Annotated in this window: 16 protein-coding genes; 8 read left to right on the plus strand and 8 right to left on the minus strand. The window is 55.7% G+C overall.

Translation table 11 applies throughout. The features are described 5' to 3' along the window. Positions 1–262: 262 nt before the first annotated feature. Entirely contained in the window at positions 263–631 is a 369-nt protein-coding gene (locus DXY10_RS07955) for a DUF805 domain-containing protein (protein ID WP_244282098.1), read from the minus strand. 387 nt (positions 632–1,018) lie between these two features. On the opposite strand from DXY10_RS07955, the gene DXY10_RS07960 reads away from it, so the two are divergent. Then, positions 1,019–2,299: an aminotransferase class V-fold PLP-dependent enzyme gene (locus DXY10_RS07960; protein ID WP_115018290.1), complete on the plus strand. Its 1,281-nt coding sequence runs from the start codon at positions 1,019–1,021 to the stop codon at positions 2,297–2,299. 21 nt (positions 2,300–2,320) lie between these two features. Continuing rightward, positions 2,321–3,067 (plus strand): hypothetical protein, encoded by a 747-nt coding sequence (locus tag DXY10_RS07965; protein ID WP_115018292.1) that lies wholly within the window; start codon positions 2,321–2,323, stop codon positions 3,065–3,067. A 33-nt stretch (positions 3,068–3,100) separates the two neighbouring features. On the opposite strand, the gene DXY10_RS07970 is transcribed toward DXY10_RS07965, so the two are convergent. The 3 genes from DXY10_RS07970 to yidD are packed head-to-tail and all read right to left on the minus strand — an operon-like array spanning position 3,101 to position 5,189. Next, positions 3,101–4,624 carry a UDP-N-acetylmuramoyl-L-alanyl-D-glutamate--2,6-diaminopimelate ligase gene (locus DXY10_RS07970; RefSeq protein ID WP_115018293.1) on the minus strand — a complete coding sequence of 508 codons (1,524 nt, stop codon included), beginning with the start codon at positions 4,622–4,624 and terminating at the stop codon, positions 3,101–3,103. A gap of 27 nt (positions 4,625–4,651) precedes the next feature. Continuing rightward, positions 4,652–4,963: a glutaredoxin family protein gene (locus tag DXY10_RS07975; RefSeq protein ID WP_371411137.1), complete on the minus strand. Its 312-nt coding sequence runs from the start codon at positions 4,961–4,963 to the stop codon at positions 4,652–4,654. Next, positions 4,944–5,189, minus strand: coding sequence for a membrane protein insertion efficiency factor YidD (gene yidD, locus DXY10_RS07980; protein ID WP_115018297.1), 246 nt, complete (start codon positions 5,187–5,189; stop codon positions 4,944–4,946). The genes DXY10_RS07975 and yidD overlap by 20 nt, the downstream gene beginning before the upstream one ends. Before the next feature lie 60 nt (positions 5,190–5,249). On the opposite strand from yidD, the gene DXY10_RS07985 reads away from it, so the two are divergent. Then, the gene (locus DXY10_RS07985) at positions 5,250–6,407 is read left to right on the plus strand and encodes a hypothetical protein (protein ID WP_170955749.1); all 1,158 of its coding nucleotides are present in this window, start codon (positions 5,250–5,252) and stop codon (positions 6,405–6,407) included. A 2-nt stretch (positions 6,408–6,409) separates the two neighbouring features. Here the strand turns inward: DXY10_RS07985 and DXY10_RS07990 are convergent, their stop codons facing one another. Further along, positions 6,410–7,303, minus strand: coding sequence for a DUF3365 domain-containing protein (locus DXY10_RS07990; protein WP_170955750.1), 894 nt, complete (start codon positions 7,301–7,303; stop codon positions 6,410–6,412). A gap of 98 nt (positions 7,304–7,401) precedes the next feature. On the opposite strand from DXY10_RS07990, the gene rpsD reads away from it, so the two are divergent. After that, positions 7,402–8,010, plus strand: a complete 609-nt coding sequence (rpsD, locus tag DXY10_RS07995; RefSeq protein WP_115018303.1) for a 30S ribosomal protein S4 — start codon at positions 7,402–7,404, stop codon at positions 8,008–8,010. Positions 8,011–8,356: 346 nt separating this feature from the next. On the opposite strand, the gene DXY10_RS08000 is transcribed toward rpsD, so the two are convergent. Beyond that, the gene (locus tag DXY10_RS08000; RefSeq protein ID WP_115018305.1) at positions 8,357–8,671 is read right to left on the minus strand and encodes a DUF3104 domain-containing protein; all 315 of its coding nucleotides are present in this window, start codon (positions 8,669–8,671) and stop codon (positions 8,357–8,359) included. A gap of 227 nt (positions 8,672–8,898) precedes the next feature. Between DXY10_RS08000 and DXY10_RS08005 the strand changes: the two genes are divergently transcribed. The 3 genes from DXY10_RS08005 (at position 8,899) to cysK (ending at position 12,705) form a co-directional block, all read left to right on the plus strand. Beyond that, positions 8,899–10,065: a PLP-dependent aspartate aminotransferase family protein gene (locus DXY10_RS08005; protein WP_115018307.1), complete on the plus strand. Its 1,167-nt coding sequence runs from the start codon at positions 8,899–8,901 to the stop codon at positions 10,063–10,065. Further along, the gene (locus DXY10_RS08010) at positions 10,062–11,534 is read left to right on the plus strand and encodes a PLP-dependent transferase (RefSeq protein ID WP_115018309.1); all 1,473 of its coding nucleotides are present in this window, start codon (positions 10,062–10,064) and stop codon (positions 11,532–11,534) included. The genes DXY10_RS08005 and DXY10_RS08010 overlap by 4 nt, the downstream gene beginning before the upstream one ends. A 184-nt stretch (positions 11,535–11,718) precedes the next feature. Beyond that, positions 11,719–12,705 carry a cysteine synthase A gene (cysK, locus tag DXY10_RS08015; RefSeq protein WP_115018311.1) on the plus strand — a complete coding sequence of 329 codons (987 nt, stop codon included), beginning with the start codon at positions 11,719–11,721 and terminating at the stop codon, positions 12,703–12,705. Between the two features lie 59 nt (positions 12,706–12,764). Here cysK and queA read toward each other — a convergent pair whose 3' ends face one another. Together queA and DXY10_RS08025 are read right to left on the minus strand one after the other, a co-directional pair. Then, entirely contained in the window at positions 12,765–13,901 is a 1,137-nt protein-coding gene (gene queA, locus DXY10_RS08020; RefSeq protein ID WP_115018313.1) for a tRNA preQ1(34) S-adenosylmethionine ribosyltransferase-isomerase QueA, read from the minus strand. A gap of 44 nt (positions 13,902–13,945) precedes the next feature. Beyond that, a complete protein-coding gene (locus DXY10_RS08025; RefSeq protein WP_115018315.1) occupies positions 13,946–15,808 on the minus strand; it encodes an APC family permease in 1,863 nt (620 codons plus the stop codon). A gap of 668 nt (positions 15,809–16,476) precedes the next feature. On the opposite strand from DXY10_RS08025, the gene DXY10_RS08030 reads away from it, so the two are divergent. Further along, positions 16,477–19,479 carry a hypothetical protein gene (locus DXY10_RS08030; protein WP_136989119.1) on the plus strand — a complete coding sequence of 1,001 codons (3,003 nt, stop codon included), beginning with the start codon at positions 16,477–16,479 and terminating at the stop codon, positions 19,477–19,479. The last annotated feature ends 134 nt before the right edge of the window (positions 19,480–19,613 follow it).

Raw genomic sequence — 19,613 nt, forward strand, 5'->3', positions numbered from 1 at the left:
CCTGTGTATCACCAGCCTGCTTATGGCTATTCGCAGCAGAGCAGCTACCAGCAGCCCCGTTACGGCTACTGATCACACCGCCGGGGAGCCTGATGCCTGCGGGCTGAAAGCAATACAACACCAAGGCGTGGGAAAGCAGGGCAGTCATTGGAGGTGAGGACTGATCCATCCCCCGGCACAACACCACAAAGCCCCGCCAATGGCGGGGCTTTGTTTTGGCAAAAACGTCATCCCCTGAACGCTTGAGCGGCCAGCGTGGATTTCATTCCGGAACCGAAGACGGCTGACATTCAATCCAGAGAAGCCAAAGAGGACCAATAATTGGGACAAGCAATAAGAGAATCCATTGCCATTGACGACCAGTGTCGCGAATGCGCCGAACATTCATTGCGATGCCAGGGCAAATTGATGCAATCGCAAACAGGTAATAAAGAGGATCAGGGGTGAATTTTGAAAGGACTAGTCCTATGACAAGATTTACAAGAAAAATCTTCCAATAATCAATCCGCTTTGTACGCCCTTCAAAATCGAAGGCTTTCGTCCAGAACTGAGGATAAAAGTCGAGCATCAAAGACTTAGAAAGGCCATTTTCACAATGTATCCGTTTTCCACTTTTGGCAAGAGCTGTCAACAAAAGTAAGCACCAATGCTGCGAGCAGATCCTCTAAAAATCCTTCTCAACAACAGAAGCTAGTGCCTTGAATTCCGTCTGAAGAGGAATCCGTATGCCTAGGGTCCAAGACCGCATCGAAGAACCTCAAGAAATTACAGAATCAACGAGGCAAGAGATAACGGATGGATGCTCCCCAGGCGATAGCGGCTCAGCCCGTGCCTCTCGTATCTCTCTGTCAGTTCACCCAAGCAAGGCGGGAACTTTGGCCCGTGCATAACTGACGATTCCACCCGGCTCTGCCCACGTGGAACGACCCAATGCCTCGCGAAAGCCTTTAGGCACTCATCGCTGCAGGTGGTAGCTAGACCAACCCTGGACGATTGCGCGAGGCATCCGGTCAAAGGCATGAGCTATACCAACGGTTCAATAGGCACACTGCGAGATCTCTGCCCCGCACTGGCGAACAAGACCTACTTCAACTACGGAGGACAAGGGCCACTTCCCACTCCCTCGTTAGAGGCAATCAGCCTCAGCTGGCAGCGGATCCAACAGCTTGGCCCCTTCACCACAGAGGTGTGGCCTTTTATTAGCCGCGAGGTGAATAGCACCCGTGCGTTGCTGGCTCAGCTTTGCGGGGTTGCACCCCATCGCCTTGCCCTCAGTGAAAACGTCACAACTGGTTGTGTGCTTCCGCTTTGGGGGCTGCCCTTCGATCCAGGCGATCGTCTGCTCATCAGTGACTGCGAACATCCGGGCGTGGTGGCGGCCTGCCATGAGCTCGCCCGGCGCCAACAGCTGCAGATCGACACCCTGCCGGTAAAACAGATCCGTGGGGGCCGAGATCACCAGTCCGAAACCGAAACGGCTGTGCTGAAGGCTCTGGAACAGAGCATGCATCCGAACACCCGCCTCGTGGTGCTCTCCCATCTTCTCTGGAACACAGGCCAGCTGATGCCGATCGAAGCGGTGGCAGCACAACTGCACAACGAATCTCAGCCTCCTTATCTGCTGGTAGATGCAGCCCAGTCAATGGGGCAGATTCCCGTCAAGGCTGCCGCCAAGGCCGCCGACATCTATGCCTTTACAGGCCATAAATGGGCGTGTGGCCCGGAAGGGCTGGGCGGCGTCGCCCTGTCCGAACGGGTGCTAAGCGAAGCCAGCCCGACTCTGATCGGTTGGCGCAGCCTGCAAGATGAAAGCAAAGCCGTCCTGGATGATCCGGACCCCTTCCACCACGACAGCCGCCGCTTTGAAGTGGCCACCAGCTGCGTCCCTCTTCTGGCAGGACTGCGGACATCGCTTGAAGTCCTGGAACGAGAGGGCAGCGCTCAGCAACGCCTGGAGCGGATCCAAGCGCTGAGTGGTCAGCTTTGGCAAGAGCTCATGGCCATGCCCACAGTGACCCCTTTGCTCGAGGGGGCCCCACCAGCAGGACTGGTGAGCTTTAGCTTGAACGGTGACTCGGCAACGAGCACACCGGCCGAACTCGTGCAACGCCTCGGGAATAAGGGGATCTGGATCCGCGATCTGGCCGATCCCTCCTGCCTACGGGCCTGCACCCACGTCTGCACCCTGGCCAGCGAGCTGCAAAACCTGGTTGAGGCCCTCGATCAGTCCATCACCGAAACCACGCAATCATCAGCGCCTGAAGCGGCTCGAACAGACCGAACAGTCCCATCAGACTGAGCCCTACGCATCACACCACCCATGCTCTGGATCCTCGTCGTCCTCTGTGTGCTGACCATCGGAAGCTGCCACTGGCTGGCGGCCCTGATCTCGAAACAGCCCACCCCAATCCAGATCCGATGGGCCTCTGTGGGTGGAGGTGCAGGTCTGGCCTATGTGTTCATCCACCTGCTTCCGGAACTCGCCAGTGGAGGACAAACCATCAGTGACGCAGCAGGCATCAAGAGCTTTGTACCCAGCGCGATGACTGAAAGCCTGTTGTTTCTTATCGCTCTGGTTGGGGTGTTGATCCCATACACGCTCAATGTGATCAGCAAACAACACCCCACGAGCAAGCAATGGACCGGGGCAGCACGCCTACTCACCTTTGCGCTGATCAGTTATCTCTACGCCTATTCACTGCCGTCGCTGCTCAGCACAGGCATCAGCTACGGACTGCTCTTCACCATTGCCATCAGTGCCCATGTGCTGCTCGCCGATCGCACCTTGGCAGCTGAGCACCCGGTGACATTCCGACGCCGCTTCCGCTGGATTGGTAGCGCCGCACTAGTGCTTGGCAGCCTGCATGCCGCAGTCCTCCATCCCGTCTCCGATCTCACCTTGGCAATCGCCACAGCCTTTGTCGGCGGCGGGTTGCTGATCAGTGTGTTCCGCGAGGAACTTCCCGACGCCCGTCAATCACGTCTGATCTGGTTTTCACTCGGACTGTTCAGCATGGGGGGCCTATTGCTGATTGCGACAGGCCACGGCACAGCGATCCATCATTGAACCAGTCATCCGATCAGAAGAGATTCCAACCCATCAACCTCCAAGCCGACGGCGCAAAGCCATCTCTGCCTGTTCACGGTCATCAAAGTGCACCTTGCTGGTGCCGAGGATTTGATAGTCCTCATGGCCTTTGCCGGCAATCAACACGAGGTCATCGGGACCAGCCCCCTCAATGGCTGCGGCGATGGCTGCAGCCCGATCGCACTCCACTGTCAGCGATGTTCCCGCCGGAATCCCCGCCACCACGTCGTCCAGGATCCGTTGAGGGTCTTCCGTGCGCGGATTGTCGGAGGTCACCACCACGCGATTGGCCAGCGCAGCGGCAACGGCCGCCATCTGGGGACGCTTGCCTCGATCGCGATCACCTCCGCAGCCAAACACGCACACCAGAGCGCCGGTCACAAACGGCCGGCAGGCCGCCAGGGCATTACGCAGGCCATCAGGCGTATGGGCATAGTCCACCACCACCGACGGCAGCAGGCTCATGGCCTGATCAGACGGCACCATCACCCGTTCCATCCGCCCAGGCACCCCCTTAAAGCAGCTCGCCGCCTTCAGCAGCAGGGGCAAGGGCAACCCGTTCTGCACCAGCACCCCCACGGCCTGGAGCAGGTTCATCAGATTGAAATCACCCACAAGTGGCGACAGGAAGTCGGCGCTGCCCACCGGTGTGACGATCGTGCCAGAGACGCCCGAGGCCGTGAGGTTGAGATCCGTCATCGTCAGCTCAACGGGCTCAGGCTGGCGATCAGGCTTGAGCGAGCAGCGCCAGCAGCGATCACCAAGCTGCTGCGCCAACCTTTGCCCCCAGCGGTCATCGATGTTGACCACGGCGCATGCACCATCGCCCACGAGCAACGGCTCGGTGAACAACCTGGCTTTGGCGTCGAAATAGGCCTCCATCGTCGGGTGGTAATCGAGATGGTCCTGGGTGAGGTTTGTGAACACCGCCGCGGAGAACTGACAACCAGCAACCCTGCCTTGCTCGAGAGCGTGGGAACTCACCTCCATGGCCGCCAACTGGGTGCCACCAGACACCGCTTCTGCCAGCTGAGCCTGGAGCCGATCTGCAAAGGCTGTGGTGTGGGTCGAGGTGATGCTGTGCCCAGGCCAGCGGTTCACCAACGTGCCGAACAGGGCAACAGGGAGGCTGATCTGCTTGCAGAGATGCTCGATCAGATGGGTGGTGGTGGTTTTGCCATTGGTTCCGGTGACACCGATCAGGGTCATCCGCCCCGAGGGGTGCTGCCAAAACGCTGCCGCTAATGCCCCGGCCCAGACCGCCACTGGATCGGGCACCACCACCACTGGATCCATCCTCCCCGGTGGATCGGCAGCTGCCGCAGCCGGACCGATCACCGCAGCGACGGCTCCTGCCGCCAATGTCTGACGCCAGAAGGAGCCACCATCCACCCTCTCGCCAGGGAGACCGAGAAAAAGGCTGCCTGCACCGGCACAGCGTGAATCACAGGTCAGAACCGTGATCGGCGCATTAGGCAAGCCTTCTGCCAGAGGCAAACCGACTGCATTGAGCAGCGAATGGAGTGTCTGAGCCATTAGCCGACCACCATCAGTGGTGCAGTTCTAATCCGATCCAAGCGCGCTGGAGCAGGCCCGTTGTAACCAGGCGTACAAACCATCACCATCAAGTCGTGGTGACACTCGTGGCAGGGGCATGGAGGCCAACGCCAGCACAGGCACTTCGAGGTCATAGCGGGCCTTCAGAGCGGGATCGGTGCCCGGTGCATCGATATCGATCACTTCAAGCACGAGAGGCGGAGCGATAGCGCTGAGATCCAACCTTCTCAGGCGTTGTTCGAGGCCCTCGCACAAACAGCAACCCTGGCGGCTGTAGAGAAGCAGCGGCTGCTGGGCTTTAGTCAGGAACGGGGTCACAGCCACAAGGGGTGAAGGGATGGCAACGCAACAACCGACGCAGGGTTAGCCAGCCACCGCGCCAGGGGCCATGGCGCTCAATCGCCTCTATCCCATAGGCGCTGCAGGAGGGAATGAAGCGGCAGCGAGGGCCGATCAAAGGTGAGATGAAGCGCCTGTAAAAGCCGATCAAAGCAAGCAGCACAGCTGCGAATGCCCGGGTGATCGTGGTCTTTAACAGTGCCATCGCAATCCTGTCCCGTGCCTGACTGTTGCCTCTAGCTTAGGAATCGAGTGTGAAGCTGCCGTGACCCGACGACGTCGCATCAGGCTGCTCCTGATTGGCGTTGCGTGCGCATTGACCTTGCTGTTCAGCCTCCCTCAGGTAGGGGCTCAAGAAAGCATTCCCGGACAAGCCAACAGGGTTGGGGATCTCTGGAAACTGAACACAACACGGCAGCCATGTCCCGCAGCAGAGACACTGCCAAGCCATCCGTTTATCCCACCTCAACGATCGGATCAACCCGGACCGATCCCAGTGGGCTTGAACATCCACATCAACGAAATACCCTCGATTTCCGACACCCACAACCAATTTCAAGTGGATGGCCTACTCACCTCAACGTGGTGCGACAGCCGAATAATTGATGAACTCCCGAAGGGAGAGAAGGAACTGGTGCTCTACAACAGCGCCGCAGAGAACTGGATTGGAGAACACTGGTCTCCACAACTGGAATTCACAAACCGCATAAGAGAGGCTTTTTACCAGACCCAAACCATCACGCTTCGACGCAATGGTTCAGTCGAAAGAACAGCTCGCTTTGAGGAAGGACTGGGGTCAGAATTCAAACTCGAGAAATTTCCGTTCGATCAGCAACTGTTGCGGCTGTATGTGCAGTCGTTCACTTGGGACCAAAGCATCGTTCGCCTGATCGACCTGGGCGACGTTGTAAGCCTGAGCCGTACATCAAAACTTCCAGAATGGCAAATCAAAGGCCTAAAGTATTCCATTCGCAATCATGACGACCCGGAAAAAGGGAGCAAGGAATTTTCTCGCCTCTCCTCCAGGATCACCATCGCACGCCGATCGGGATATTACATCTACAAGATTTTCCTACCCCTTGGAATCCTCACCTTCACCAGCATTTTCTTTCTAGCCATTCCGATCGAGGCATTCGCCGATCGAATGGCCTTTATTTCCGGCCTGCTGTTCACAACGCTGGCTTATCAGATTATTATTGCAAGCTCAGTTCCGAGGGTCCCGTACCTCACCCTGGGAGATACATATACGATCTTCCTATTCATCTTCATGATATCGGAAGTCTTCATTGCCTATCATATTTCGCAAAATGTTCTCAAAAACGGAGCCGAACGAGTGCCCGCAATTGAACGTGTCATGGAGATCTTTTTGCCAACAATCTTCATCGCTTCACAGGTTCTATTTTCTTGGCTAGCAATGAGTTGAATTCAAGCCCGATCGGATTCATCGCCTCGGGTTAAGTAGGCACGGATAGAAGCAATTCCCTTCGCAATCGCGCCGAATTCATCGCGACGACCGTCAAGGTCTTGGTCCTCCTGCTCACCACGAAGCAAGCGCAGCAATTGAGAGAGCGGTCGTAGCACCAGCCGGGAGAAGACCCGATTGACCGCCAGCACTACCAAGATCGACATGGAGCCGACCGCCAACACCAACAGAAGCGCAAAACGGCCTGGAGTGGGGAGACCGGCATCTTCAGGAAGGGTGACAATCTGAGCCCCTACCACCTCGCCAAGTTTCCACCCAAATCCATTCTTGGATCCATAAGCCCTGATCTGACTGCGAGGGGCACGATCAGGGGTGGAATGGCAACTGAGACAACTCTCATTCGTGAGACGAATCGGCTTAGCCACGAAGTACTGACGATGATCACTACGACCGGCCTGGGTTCCACTCACTTCCCGCAGTGATGGGTTGGCCATGAAGCGGCGAATCAACTGAGCCTCCTGCTCATCAGCAAGGTCAGCCGAACTGGTGGGATTGAGTGATGCCTCGCGATAGTGGAAATCCGCGTAAGCATTGTTCAAGCGCAAGTACTCGAAGACTTTCGTTGCCGAATAACTGGGGACGGCCGCCGCAAGAAACGCTTCATCAGAGACTGCATTGATTGGAGCGATGATTGGGTTCACCTTGCGGGAGGTGTACTGACGCACTGCCAGCATCACGTCCATGAACTGGTGGGCCTGCGAGCTGACGTACTGATGAGCAACAAGGGAATAACCCGTAATCACCAGCACCACAGCCACCACCAGAGCCGCGAACTGAATGCCCACAAAGCGGAGCAGGAAATCGGTGGCTATGGATCGGGATGGCTGGCTGTCCACTCGCCTGGGCCCTGAAAGAGCTGGGAGCAGCCTACCGAGGCTTTAAGGTGGTGGATTCGTGCTTCGGCGCGAAATCCAGATCAATCAACGATTTCCCTATGTCTCGCTACCGCGGCCCTCGCCTGAGGATCACGCGGCGCTTGGGAGACCTTCCCGGTCTCACCCGGAAGGCCGCAAAGCGGTCCTATCCCCCTGGTCAGCACGGCCAAGCCCGTCGCAAGCGCTCTGAATACGCAATCCGTCTCGAAGAGAAGCAGAAGCTTCGCTTCAACTACGGCGTCTCCGAACGTCAGCTCGTGCGTTACGTGAAGAAAGCGCGCGCCCAGGACGGTTCCACCGGAACCAACCTGCTCAAGCTGCTCGAGAACCGCCTCGACAACGTTTGTTTCCGTCTCGGCTTCGGCCCCACCGTGCCAGGTGCCCGTCAACTGGTGAACCACGGCCACGTGACCGTGAACGGTCGCGTCACCGACATCGCCAGCTACCAGTGCAAACCCGGTGATGTAATCACCGTCCGTGAGCGCAAGTGCAGCAAGAAACTGGCCGAGGCAAACCTGGAATTTCCTGGTCTTGCCAACGTGCCTCCCCATCTCGAACTCGACAAGAGCAAGCTCAGCGCCAAGATCGTTGGTCGCTGCGAGCGTGAGTGGGTCGCACTTGAGATCAACGAATTGCTGGTGGTGGAATACTACTCACGCAAAGTGTAAGTTTCCCCTACAGCCAAGGGAGTGGAGATTTTCCGAGTCCCCGCTCAAGCTTGAAGCCAACTCTTGCGAACCGTTGCTCTCAACGGCTTGCAAGAGTTTTTTTATGTGCATGACCGAGAAACCCCAGAACTCACAACTCGAACCATTCAAGGACGATCAAAAGCCCCGACCACAATGGGCCTTCAACTCTTGACATGCATTGCACAGCAAGAGATGAGCAGCCTTCTCGACACAGACTTACCCCCGAGCAGCACGAACTCAAATGAAGGCCGTAGCAGCAGCGAACTACGAGGCCAGCCCGTCCCCAATGCACGCAAGCTATCGAGAAAAGCGGAGAATCAGAACGCTATTCAAATCCCTCCCAACCCTCTTGACCAATGCCATCGAGTCCATGCAAAACATGCGAAACCTGATCAGGATCCACCCAACGGATCGCTCCATCATCCACATCTGCAACCTGCAATAATCGATTCACTTTTGAACCCGTTAAACCTCCCTCGCAAAACAACACTTGCCCCATCCACCAACCCGTATCGGTCGGAATCGAGTGGTTGTGGTTCTCGTTAACAATGACGAACTGTCCCGGCTTTACACGCAAGAAAAGCGGAGCAGCGTTAACGACATTTGAAGGGGGAATCCCTCCTGCACGATGCGCACTCATTGGCCTATCCGTATTAGTACTTACGTTCTAGCCCTGGCGGCGTTGTGGATGCAATGAGTCAAAGCACCTCAAAAATCGTGACCCCACGCTTCGCAGGGAAGCCCCTCAACCAAGGCCGGGGCAGGAAAGGGCCATGGTGATGGTTGCACCGCAAGGGATGACGGTCTGACCGTTTCTTAGCCTTCAGCCTCAGAGGCGTGGCAGAACGCGTCATCCCCAACTGACCCGTGGCAAACGACTTCTCTTCCAGACCGCAACCCGCGGCAGCGACCCGTGCCATTCACCACGGTGAGAGCTTTGCCAGCGAAACCGGCACGGTGATGCCGCCGATTTACACCTCATCCACGTTTGCCCACGGCAACCCAGGCGGATTCGACTACACACGCTCAGGCAATCCCAATTTCAGGATCTTGGAAGGGGTGCTGGCCTCCATTGAGGAATGCAACCACGCCACCGTGTTCGGCTCCGGGGTGAGCGCCATCACCGCAATCGCCTCCTCTCTCAGCCAGGGCGACCTGGTGCTCTGCGAGGAGAACCTCTATGGCTGCACCGTGCGCTTGTTCGAGCAGGTCTTCGCCAAATTCGGTGTACAGACTGAATGGATCGATTTCACCAATTCTGCTGCGCTAACCACGATCGCCACCCGCAAACCAGCGATGGTCTGGCTGGAAAGCCCAACCAACCCCCTGCTCAAAGTGATCGACCTGGAGGCGGTCTGCGCAGCCGCCCGTGCCGCAGCTGTGCCAGTGGTGGTCGACAACACCTTTGCCACTCCCCTGGTGCAGCGCCCCCTGCAACTGGGAGCCACCCTCTCCCTCACGAGCACCACGAAATACATCAATGGGCATTCCGACGCCCTCGGTGGAGTCGTTTGCTGCGACGACGCTGAATGGCAGCAGAAGATGCTGTTCGCCCAAAAAGCGCTGGGGCTGATGCCCTCTCCCTTTGACTGCTGGCTGATCACGCGCGGGCTCAAGACCCTGCCTCTGCGCTTACGCCAACAGATGAACAATGCTGCCGCCGTGGCGAACCATCTCGCCCATCACCCTGCGGTGGCCTGGGTGCGCTATCCGCTGCGGGCGGACCATCCCCAACACGCTGTGGCCAGTCGTCAGATGAGCGGTGGTGGCGCGATCGTGACCATCGGCTTGAACGCCAGCCGCGACCAGGCCTATGCCGTCTGCAAGGCCCTGCATTGGTTCACGATGGCCGAAAGCCTGGGAGGAGTGGAAAGCCTGATCTGTCATCCAGCCACCATGACCCACGCAGCCGTGGCGACCACGGTCAAAGAGAAACTAGGAATTAGCGACGGACTGGTTCGGCTCTCGCTGGGTTGTGAAGACGAAGCGGATCTCATCGCCGACCTCGACCAAGCCCTTGCTCTGCTGCCGTGAGCACCCGCGATCTGCTCATCGACCCCTGTTGGCAGGGGCATGATCTGGGACAGCCCCTACCCGACAGCACGCATGCCGTCTCGGTGGCCCTACCCCGGTGGAGCGACGTCATCGCCTACGAGGAGAACGACCCCGCCTGTCGCAACCAACTCAGAGCGGTCTATCCCCGCTTCGGGTTTCACCCTCTGGTGGCGGAGCTGGCCCTCAAAGCCCTGCGACACGTGAATGCTCCAGCAGACAGCAAAGCCTGGCCGTATCCCACAGGCGCGGCAGCCAAGGCCGCTCGCGAGCACTGCCTGCGCTGCCAGCCAAACGCTCAGGCATCCATCGAGGTCGTCAACGGCCTGCACTGCCTGATCACCGATTCCACCGCCAGCCCTTCAGCGAAGGCCTTCTGGCAGCACGCTGGCCTCGGGGCTAGCTCCCGTCAGGCAGCGATAGCCCTGGGCCATGAAGCGTCGCCAGCCCAAAGCGCTGGCGATCAGGCCCGTGGCCGCATTCAGGAACGACTTGCTGCGATCTATGGCTGCCCTCAGGGTCAGATCAGCCTGCATCCTTCTGGCATGGCCGCGCTTCACAGTGCCCTGAATCTGGTCAGCGCGCTGCATCCAGGCCGTCCCACCCTCCAGGTGGGATTTCCCTATGTGGATGTGCTCAAGCTGCCCCAGGTGGTGTTTGCTGGCGCCGAGCTGCTCACCGACAGCTCCCCTGAGGCAGTTGCCGCCAGTCTCGACCGCCTCAACCCTGCAGCAGTCGTGGTGGAGTTACCCAGCAACCCCCTGCTGCAGTGCGTTGATCTGATCACCGTGGCTGAACTGGCCCATCAGCGCGGTATCCCTGTGATTGCGGACGACACGATCGGCTCCGGGCTCAACATCGACGCTCTCCCCTTCTCTGATCTGGTCTTCAGCTCCCTGACCAAAAGCTTTGCCGGCAGGGGAGATGTGCTTGCCGGCACTCTGGTGGTGAGCCCTAGCTCACCCTGGCGAGGCACGTTTTGCACCGGATCAAGCGTCGCCCCATCCGGCCTCGGCGATGCCGATGCCATTTGCCTGGAGGAAGCAAGCCGTGACGTCCACGCCCGGATCCCACGGCTCAATGCACACTGCAGTGCCCTCGTGGCACGGCTAAGGCGACACCCCGCCGTCAAGCAGGTGTTGCATCCTGACCGCTGCCCCACCTTTCAGGCGCTGATGCGCAGCGGTGCAGGCCATGGATGCCTGCTCTCGTTTGAACTCCATGGCGGAACCCCGAAAGCCCAACGCGTCTATGACGCCTTGGCTGTCTCCAAGGGGCCGAGCCTGGGCACCCATTTCACGCTGTGCTGCCCCTACGTTCTGCTAGCCCACTACGAAGAACTTGATTGGGCCGCGTCCTGTGGCGTTCCCTCTCACCTGCTGCGGGTCTCTGTCGGCCTGGAAGATCCGGATCAGCTTTGGCAGCGGTTTGAACGCGCTTTGGCGGCGTAAGCACGACAACGCTCACGGATCAACCCTGGCTTGGATTGGATTGGAGCAGAACCGTTTGAACGTACCCTCGCCGTTGCGTGGTGAAGCCATCGCCTTGTCAAAGTCTGAACAAGGCCTTAAAGCCAGAGCCCTAACGGGTTGATCTCACTAAGTTGACGGACCTGGGCATCCTGCGTACCCCTCCATGTCTCGCGTTTACGCCGATAACAGCCAAGCCATCGGCAACACCCCTCTGGTTCGTCTCAACAATGTGACCAAGGGCTGCAAGGCCACCGTGCTGGCCAAGATCGAAGGCCGCAATCCCGCTTACAGCGTCAAATGCCGGATCGGCGCCAACATGATCTGGGAGGCTGAAAAAAGCGGCGCTCTCACGGCAGACAAGACCATCGTCGAGCCGACATCTGGCAACACCGGCATCGCCCTGGCTTACACCGCAGCAGCGCGTGGGTACAAGCTGATCCTGACCATGCCCGAGTCGATGTCGATCGAGCGTCGCCGTGTGATGGCCGTGCTCGGGGCCGAGATCATTCTCACCGAAGCTGCCAAGGGCATGCCGGGCGCCATTGCCAAGGCCAAGGAAATCGCCGAGAGCGATCCGGCCAAATACTTCATGCCTGGTCAGTTCGAGAATCCGGCCAACCCCGAGATCCACGAGAAAACGACTGGGCCTGAGATCTGGAACGACTGCGACGGCGCCATCGATGTGCTTGTGGCTGGCGTCGGCACGGGCGGCACGATCACCGGCGTCTCTCGCTACATCAAGAACGAAGCGGGTAAGGCGATTGAATCCGTCGCTGTTGAACCAAGCCACAGCCCCGTGATCACCCAGACGATGAATGGGGAAGACGTCAAGCCCGGTCCGCACAAGATCCAGGGCATCGGCGCTGGCTTCATCCCCAAAAATCTCGACCTCTCCGTTGTCGACAAGGTGGAGCAGGTGACCAACGATGAATCGGTGGAGATGGCCCTACGCCTGGCCAAGGAAGAAGGGCTTCTGGTGGGCATCTCTTGCGGTGCCGCAGCCGCAGCCGCCATTCGCCTCGCCCAGCAGGATGCCTATGCCGGCAAAACCATCGTTGTGGTGCTTCCCGACCTGGCTGAGCGTTACCTGTCCTCAGTGATGTTCGCTGACGTCCCAGCAGGCATCATCGAGCAACCGGTCCCGGCCTGATTGAGGCGACCTTTCGAACAACCCCGTGCAGTCGTACGGGGTTTTTTGTTGTCTACAAGTCAGCGGTGAGGCCGTGCGACCTCAAGCACCGCCTCCGGGGGGATCCACATGGCATCCCCGTAGGAATAAAAGCGGTAGTTGTGTTCAATCGCGCAGGCATAAAGCCCTAACAAACGCTCACGACCGATCAGAGCACTCACCAAAAGCAGCAACGAGCTTTTGGGCAAATGGAAGTTGGTGAGCAGACCCTGCACCACAGCGAAGCGATAGCCGGGCTGAATCACCAGATCCACTGGACCCTTCAACGGCTGCAAGCGACCGCCCCCAGCCTGAGCAGCACCTTCAAGGGCACGCACACTGGTCGTCCCAACTGCGATCACCCTGCCGCCGCGTTGACGGCAGGCGGCCACGGCCTTCACCACCTCCGCTTTCACCTCCACCCATTCGCTGTGGAGCGTCAGCTGCGTGAGATCCTCGGTTTCAACTGGGCGAAACGTCCCCAGGCCCACATGCAGGGTGACTCGCGCAATCTCCACACCACGTGCCTGCAGGGCCGCCAACAGTTCATCGCTGAGATGCAAACCCGCCGTTGGTGCAGCGACCGCTCCCGGACGGGAGGCATAACGCGTCTGATAGCGCGTCTGGTCATCGGCATCGTGTCGAGAGATATAGGGAGGAAGAGGCACTTCGCCAAAACGCTCCAGCAGCCCCTCAATCTCCAAGGCATCATCACAACCTGGTGGGAACTGAATCAGCCTTCCACCCGTCGCGGCATCACTGGAAAGCACCTGCAACGGCAACGGTTCCTGGTCCAACCCTTCAAGCCAGAGCTGATCACCTGGTCGCAGCTTCTTTGCCGGTCTTGCCAGACACAGCCACTGCCCATCCCCCCGGGGCTCCAGCACCAACAGTTCCGCCAAGCCACCGCCGGAGCGGCGCACCCGCAGGCGAGCTTTGAGCACCCGCGTGTCATTGACAACCAGGAGATCACCAGGCTGCAACGCCTGCTGCCAGTCCCAGACCTGTTGATGGCTGGCCTCCTCCAGGGTGGCGTCCATTGGCGGCACCATGAGCAGCCGAGCCGCATGGCGAGGCTCCGCAGGCACCTGGGCAATGCGCTCCTGCGGCAAGGAGTAGTCGTAAGAGCGGAGCTGACGATCCCTGGAATCGGGCACAGATGCCTGTTGCACGGTCATTCACCATGCTGCCGAATAGCAAGGACGCGCAGATGCCGGTGGCGTCAATCCACCGGCTGCACAGGCTCCAGTGAGGTACGCACCACAGAGAACACGTGCGTGCCCTGGGCCGAGAGCGCTCGATACAGATAAAGCGCCCTCTGGTTGAGCAAGAAGCGATCAAGCAGATTGTCGGACACGGCCACCGGCATCACGACGGTGGTTCTTCGCTCGGGATGGGTGGTCTCCTGTTCGCGAACAAAGGCACAAAACGGCTGAATCACCGAGCTGTAGGGGCTGACCAAAAGCTTGAGCTGCAGATCACCGCTATCCGCTCCCACCAAGCGATCCCAATCGAGGCTGATCTGGCCGGGATCGTCGCGGTCCCCAACCACCATCACTGCCGTGACCTGTTCAGCGATCGTGCAGGCATAAAGCACCGCCTCAAGGGTTGCGCGCGTCAGTCCCCCCATCCAAACAATCGCCTGATGCTGCACAGGCGCTTCCACAGGCGCTAGATAAAGAGGCTCAATCAGCGGATCCGGAACCATGGCTGCAGCCACTTCCCGGTGACGCCGCCGAATCGCCGCGAGGGCCCAGACCAATAGAGGAATCGCGATCACGACCGTCCAGGCCCCTTCCCAGAACTTGCTGATGATGATCACCACCAACACCACGAATGTGGCGCTAGCACCAAGGGCATTCATCAGCATCCGGCCCTGCCAGCCCTCACCGCGCTGACGCCACCAACGCAAGAGCAATCCCAGCTGAGAGAGGGTGAAGGCTGTGAACACACCCAGGGCATACAAATTCACAGCCACGGTTGTGTCTCCTTGGCACACCCAAATGATCAGAGCCGTGCCAGCCAACAACACACCGATGCCGTTCTGATAGACCAGCCGATCGCCGAGCCACGCCATCTGACGGGGCAAGCAACGATCATCAGCCAACATTGCCGCCAAGAGCGGAAAGCCTGAAAACGCTGTATTTGCCGCCAGCACGAGAATCAAAAGGGTGGAGATCTGCAGGCCCCAAAGCAGTGGAGTTCCAGGCCCAAACACCTTGGTGCCGATCTGGGCCAGCACCGTGACGTTGGGGTCCGGGGCGATTCCGTAGAGGAACCCCATGCCACTGACGGAGAAGAACATCAACGCCAACAGTCCTCCCATCACCAGCAAGGTCTGCCTGGCATTAACGGGAGCGGGTTCGCGGAACACTTGCACGCCATTGGCGATGGCCTCGATACCGGTCATGGCTGAACAGCCGGAGCTGAAAGCACGCAGGATCAAGAACAGCCCCAAGGGTTCCATGCTCGTGACCAGAGGCGGTGGATCGGGGCGAAAGCCGTGATGCGCCACAAGATCGTGCAATCCCACCAGAGTGAGCAGCGCGATCATCACCACAAACGCATAAGTCGGTAGGGCAAAGATGCGCCCCGCTTCCCGCAAGCCCCTCAGATTCGCCCAGCCCACCAGCGCCAGCAGCAGCAGCGTGAGCGCCACCTCATGGTGAAGCAGAGATGGGATCAAGGAGCTGATCGCCTGACCGGCCGCCATCAAGCTCACCGCAGCGGTGAGGGTGTAGTCGATCAGCAGCGCCGCCGCCGCCACCAGGCCAACATTGCGGCCGAGGTTGTCACGAGCCACCACATACGAGCCTCCCCCCTGGGGATAGGCAGCGATCACCTGGCGGTAAGACAACACCACCACGGTGATCAAAGCGATGATCGCCAGCGTGATCGGCAGTGAGAGGCTCAGGGCCCGACTGCCCGCCAGGATCAGGACTCCAAGGGCTGCCTCGGTGGCATAGGCCACCGACGACAGCGCATCGGAGGAGAGAATCGGCAGCGCTTCCAGCCTGGGGAGGCGCTCCTGGCCAGCACTGCTTTTAGGGAGGGGTCGCCCGATCAGGACGGAATACAAGCTCATCCGGCGGGAATGCGATCACCGCCTCCCCACCATGCAGGCTGAGCCGGACTTCGGCAGCCCTAGATCGGCAGAGGCTCAAACTCGATCACCTAACAACACATCCATCAAGACCAACCAATCAACAGCTGAAGCATTGAAACAGCAATTCAGACAGTCGCCACAGCAGGCCTCACTGACGCCGAGAAAAACACTCAAAGACCACCCAAAACAAGGAGAAGAGTGACTCAGCAAAGGAAACAAGAACCTCGCATCTTTACTTCACTCAACCAGAACACAGCAGCGCAAGCAGAAATAGCATTAGCAACTAATTCAACCTGCCACCGAAACACCAAAACCAAGACTCACTTTAGAAATTATCCCAAAAGAAAACCTAAATCCAACGACAAAGGCACCTCGACCACTATCACTAAAATCAAACAACAATCAATTCCATACACATATTTCTAACACCACTCATGAATCAGCGGAGCCAAATAACGGGAAGAAACTATTTCACATTCGAGGCCAAGACGGCAAGCAAAAGCGAGATTCACAATGCAAATATTAGACTTTGATCATTGCCAACCTCAAATCTCAGCCCTTTACCACAGACAGAGACAGCCAAAAAACTGGTACGAGTTAACAGACAAAAACCAAGAAATGCATAAATTAACAAAAAAAGATTAGTCATGCCTAAAACCAGCACTTTTCTAAGTTTTTCTGGTGGCGGCTGGAATACTCATACTGCAAGCTCTGCCTTTATTGGTGCAGGCCTGCAAGCAGCCAAACGAGGATCTGCAAGCTATAACTTTGACTTATTATTTAAGAATATTGACGGCATCGGATCAATATCAGGAGGAAGCTGGTTTACATCCATGCTTTCAAACTCTAAAGGTTTTGCAGACTTTCTCGCGACTCGACCCGATGACTGGTTCGCAGCCGGAGGATACATGGGAATACAAAAAAAAATATTTACAGAGCAGGTTTCAAGTAAAGATGTTGCCAAAGCAAAAAAGTCTATTGAAGATAAGTTCGAAAATCTTTTATTCGGCACTGGCCGTATAGCCGGCAAAATTGAAGAGGCTAAAAGTTCATGGACTGGTTGGGCCGCCAGCTGGTTTGTGGATCTTGACAAGGAGATCAAAGATGCCATTCAATCTTTAATCAATGGTGTCGATCCAACAGAGCTAGTTCCAACAGGAGCATTTAATGCATTTAAAAATATAAACGGAGAGTACATTTTTGACTGGCTTGAGTTCACCAAAAATACCGTATACTCCGCCTACGGAATGAGAACTTCCTTCGAGGGTCAATCCTTAAGCGGTAATCGTAATGATTGGTCGAAAGACAAAGATATTATATTGACTACAACCTATGACGCTTCTGGCGCTCTCAACTACTCAACCTATTCCGGGTCAGGGAAGAATAGAACCTACAACAACTTCCTAACGGGAGCCAGCAATGCCAACATCATTTTGCCATCTCAATTCGTTTCTAGCGCAAAGGGTGCAAATTACTCGCTAAATCCTTTCAACGAACTAGCGGCATCTTCACTTCAATTTTCAGTTAACTCAGGCTCAAGCAAGACTTCAGCTTTTAAAGCTTATTACAGCTCAAATCTAGACATCATTGAATCGACCGCCGTTTCCTCCGCTGCCGCAGGCATACTGGCATCCACATCCACACTACAAAACCTTTTAAAAGACAACCTCCAAGACTACATCCGAAAAGACTTAAATAAAGATGGCTGGATACTTACCGACAATTCCCTGAATAGATACTTGAAGAATACCCTGCACGAAAAACTTGATTCTCAATACAGCTGGTACAATCCAAAAAGAAAAGCTCTTAAGATAGGGGCCAGTAATTTTGTAGATATATTTATTCCCACTTCAAAAAGCTCGAAAGCCGTCACTGGTGTTGATGGCTTCATCGAAGAGATTGTCTATACTCTCCAATCGAACGTTTTAGGCTTAGCAATTCCTCTGAGTCACAATACTAATTCCAATACAGTTGATTATTTGCAGCCCATTGAGAATGGATCCCTTAACACACTTCAGCAAAATGGAAGTTACAGATTCTACGATGGTGGTTATTCAGACAATACTGGCATCGCTGGCGTTGTAAGCAACATTCAAAACACAAAAGGTTTAGACAATGAGCTAGATCTCACTTTTTTTGTTAATAATTACAATACTATTGGTATTTCGAAAAACCTGACTGGTGCCGATACCAATCAATATATCGCCGGTGACGCAGCCCACTTATTTGGAATTAGTGAACTGGACAAGTGGAGAGATGAATCTCAGGTTCGCAACAAAATCGATCTTGATGGCTACAATGCCGCAGGGGACATCGACATAGCGTTCCCATATATTTTTAGTAAAAATGCATGGAAAGGAAAGCATAATGCAGACTGGGAATGGGACAATTACGAAATCTTATTAAAACCATTTCTTGATGAATACAATAAAATCATCAACCCTTCAAAGCAGCAAACGAGCGATTTCAATAAAAAGAAAGCTCAGCTCGAGAAGGAAGCAACTTATTTAGCCTATTACAAATTAGATATTCAAACCGTAGACAATCCATACTGGAATATCAAGAAAGGACAAAGAGGCGAGGCCAACATTTTCATGAGCTGGAAAGGTGATTCATTTGCAGCACCAAAAAACAATGATTTTTTTGACATTTACGAAGACCTATATAAAGCAACTCGCGAAGGAATTCTCAATCAAGGGGGCTATGTCCACCTATTGGGAGCACTCAATGTTCAAAACCTTGTAGAAAATACAGAGAACACGCTCAAGTTCAAAGCCGAAGAGGGAGTCGTGCACAAGTTCGAGGTTAACTTCTTAGATAGTAACTCTGCAAAATTTGGCGGCGACTATATGAACGTAATCGAATTCTATTTAACCGACTTGTCTGGAAAGAGAGATTACCTAGGAACCGTTGGCGGCAGTGAAACCGAAAACGGCTTTAGTTTTGAAAATGATGTCAATCCCAACTTATTTTATCTCGAGCATGGGGAGTCACTTGACTTTGTCTACAAAAACAAATCCAATGAAACCGAATCCAATGATCGTCTAATCATTGAAGAATATGATGCAAATCGATACGAAATTAAGATTATGGACGAAGCAAAAAATCAGCAAATTGCCAGCCTGCTGACAACATTTGTCCCATTCAATTCGAAAGCTGACTCTCTGGCATTAGATCCAACACAACGCACGAGCTCTGATGATACTTATTTCAAAATCAATGCTGGTGAAAAATTCTCAATCTCCCTTGATGCCATTGCTGCCATGCGCAACACTATCGGCTTGATTCAAGTCGACGTGGATCCCATCACCGGAAACGCTACATTCAATGGATTTGCAACCGATAGCAATGAGTTTGATCAAGCCGTAAGAGCAGCACTAGCCAGCAATTCAGCTGGCTTTACGACACAAGTGCTCAATCCCGGAGTCACGGACAAAAAGGTCCAGTGGACTGCGAGTCAAGATGGCTACTACGCTCCCGCGATGATTACAGAAAAGGACAGGCTTTTTGCACTGAATCATACTCTTGATTCCACGACTCACACCAGAATTGTTGGTGAATACACAGTTGCTTTTGAAGATATGATTGGCATAAATCAGAGTGACTTCGACTTCAACGACGCTGTCTTCCAACTCACGCCAATCGTCTAAAATAAATTGTAGCCATTGATGATTTATTTGGGTCTTAGCAAAGCCCAAGTAAATCATCAAGTTTTAAAATCCCTTTAGTACTCAGCAAGTTGATGTTGGTTGCCTTGCTCCTGAAGCTCAAAAGCTTTTGTGGA

Source organism: Synechococcus sp. UW140, assembly GCF_900474295.1.
In the GTDB taxonomy this organism is placed as follows: domain Bacteria; phylum Cyanobacteriota; class Cyanobacteriia; order PCC-6307; family Cyanobiaceae; genus Synechococcus_C.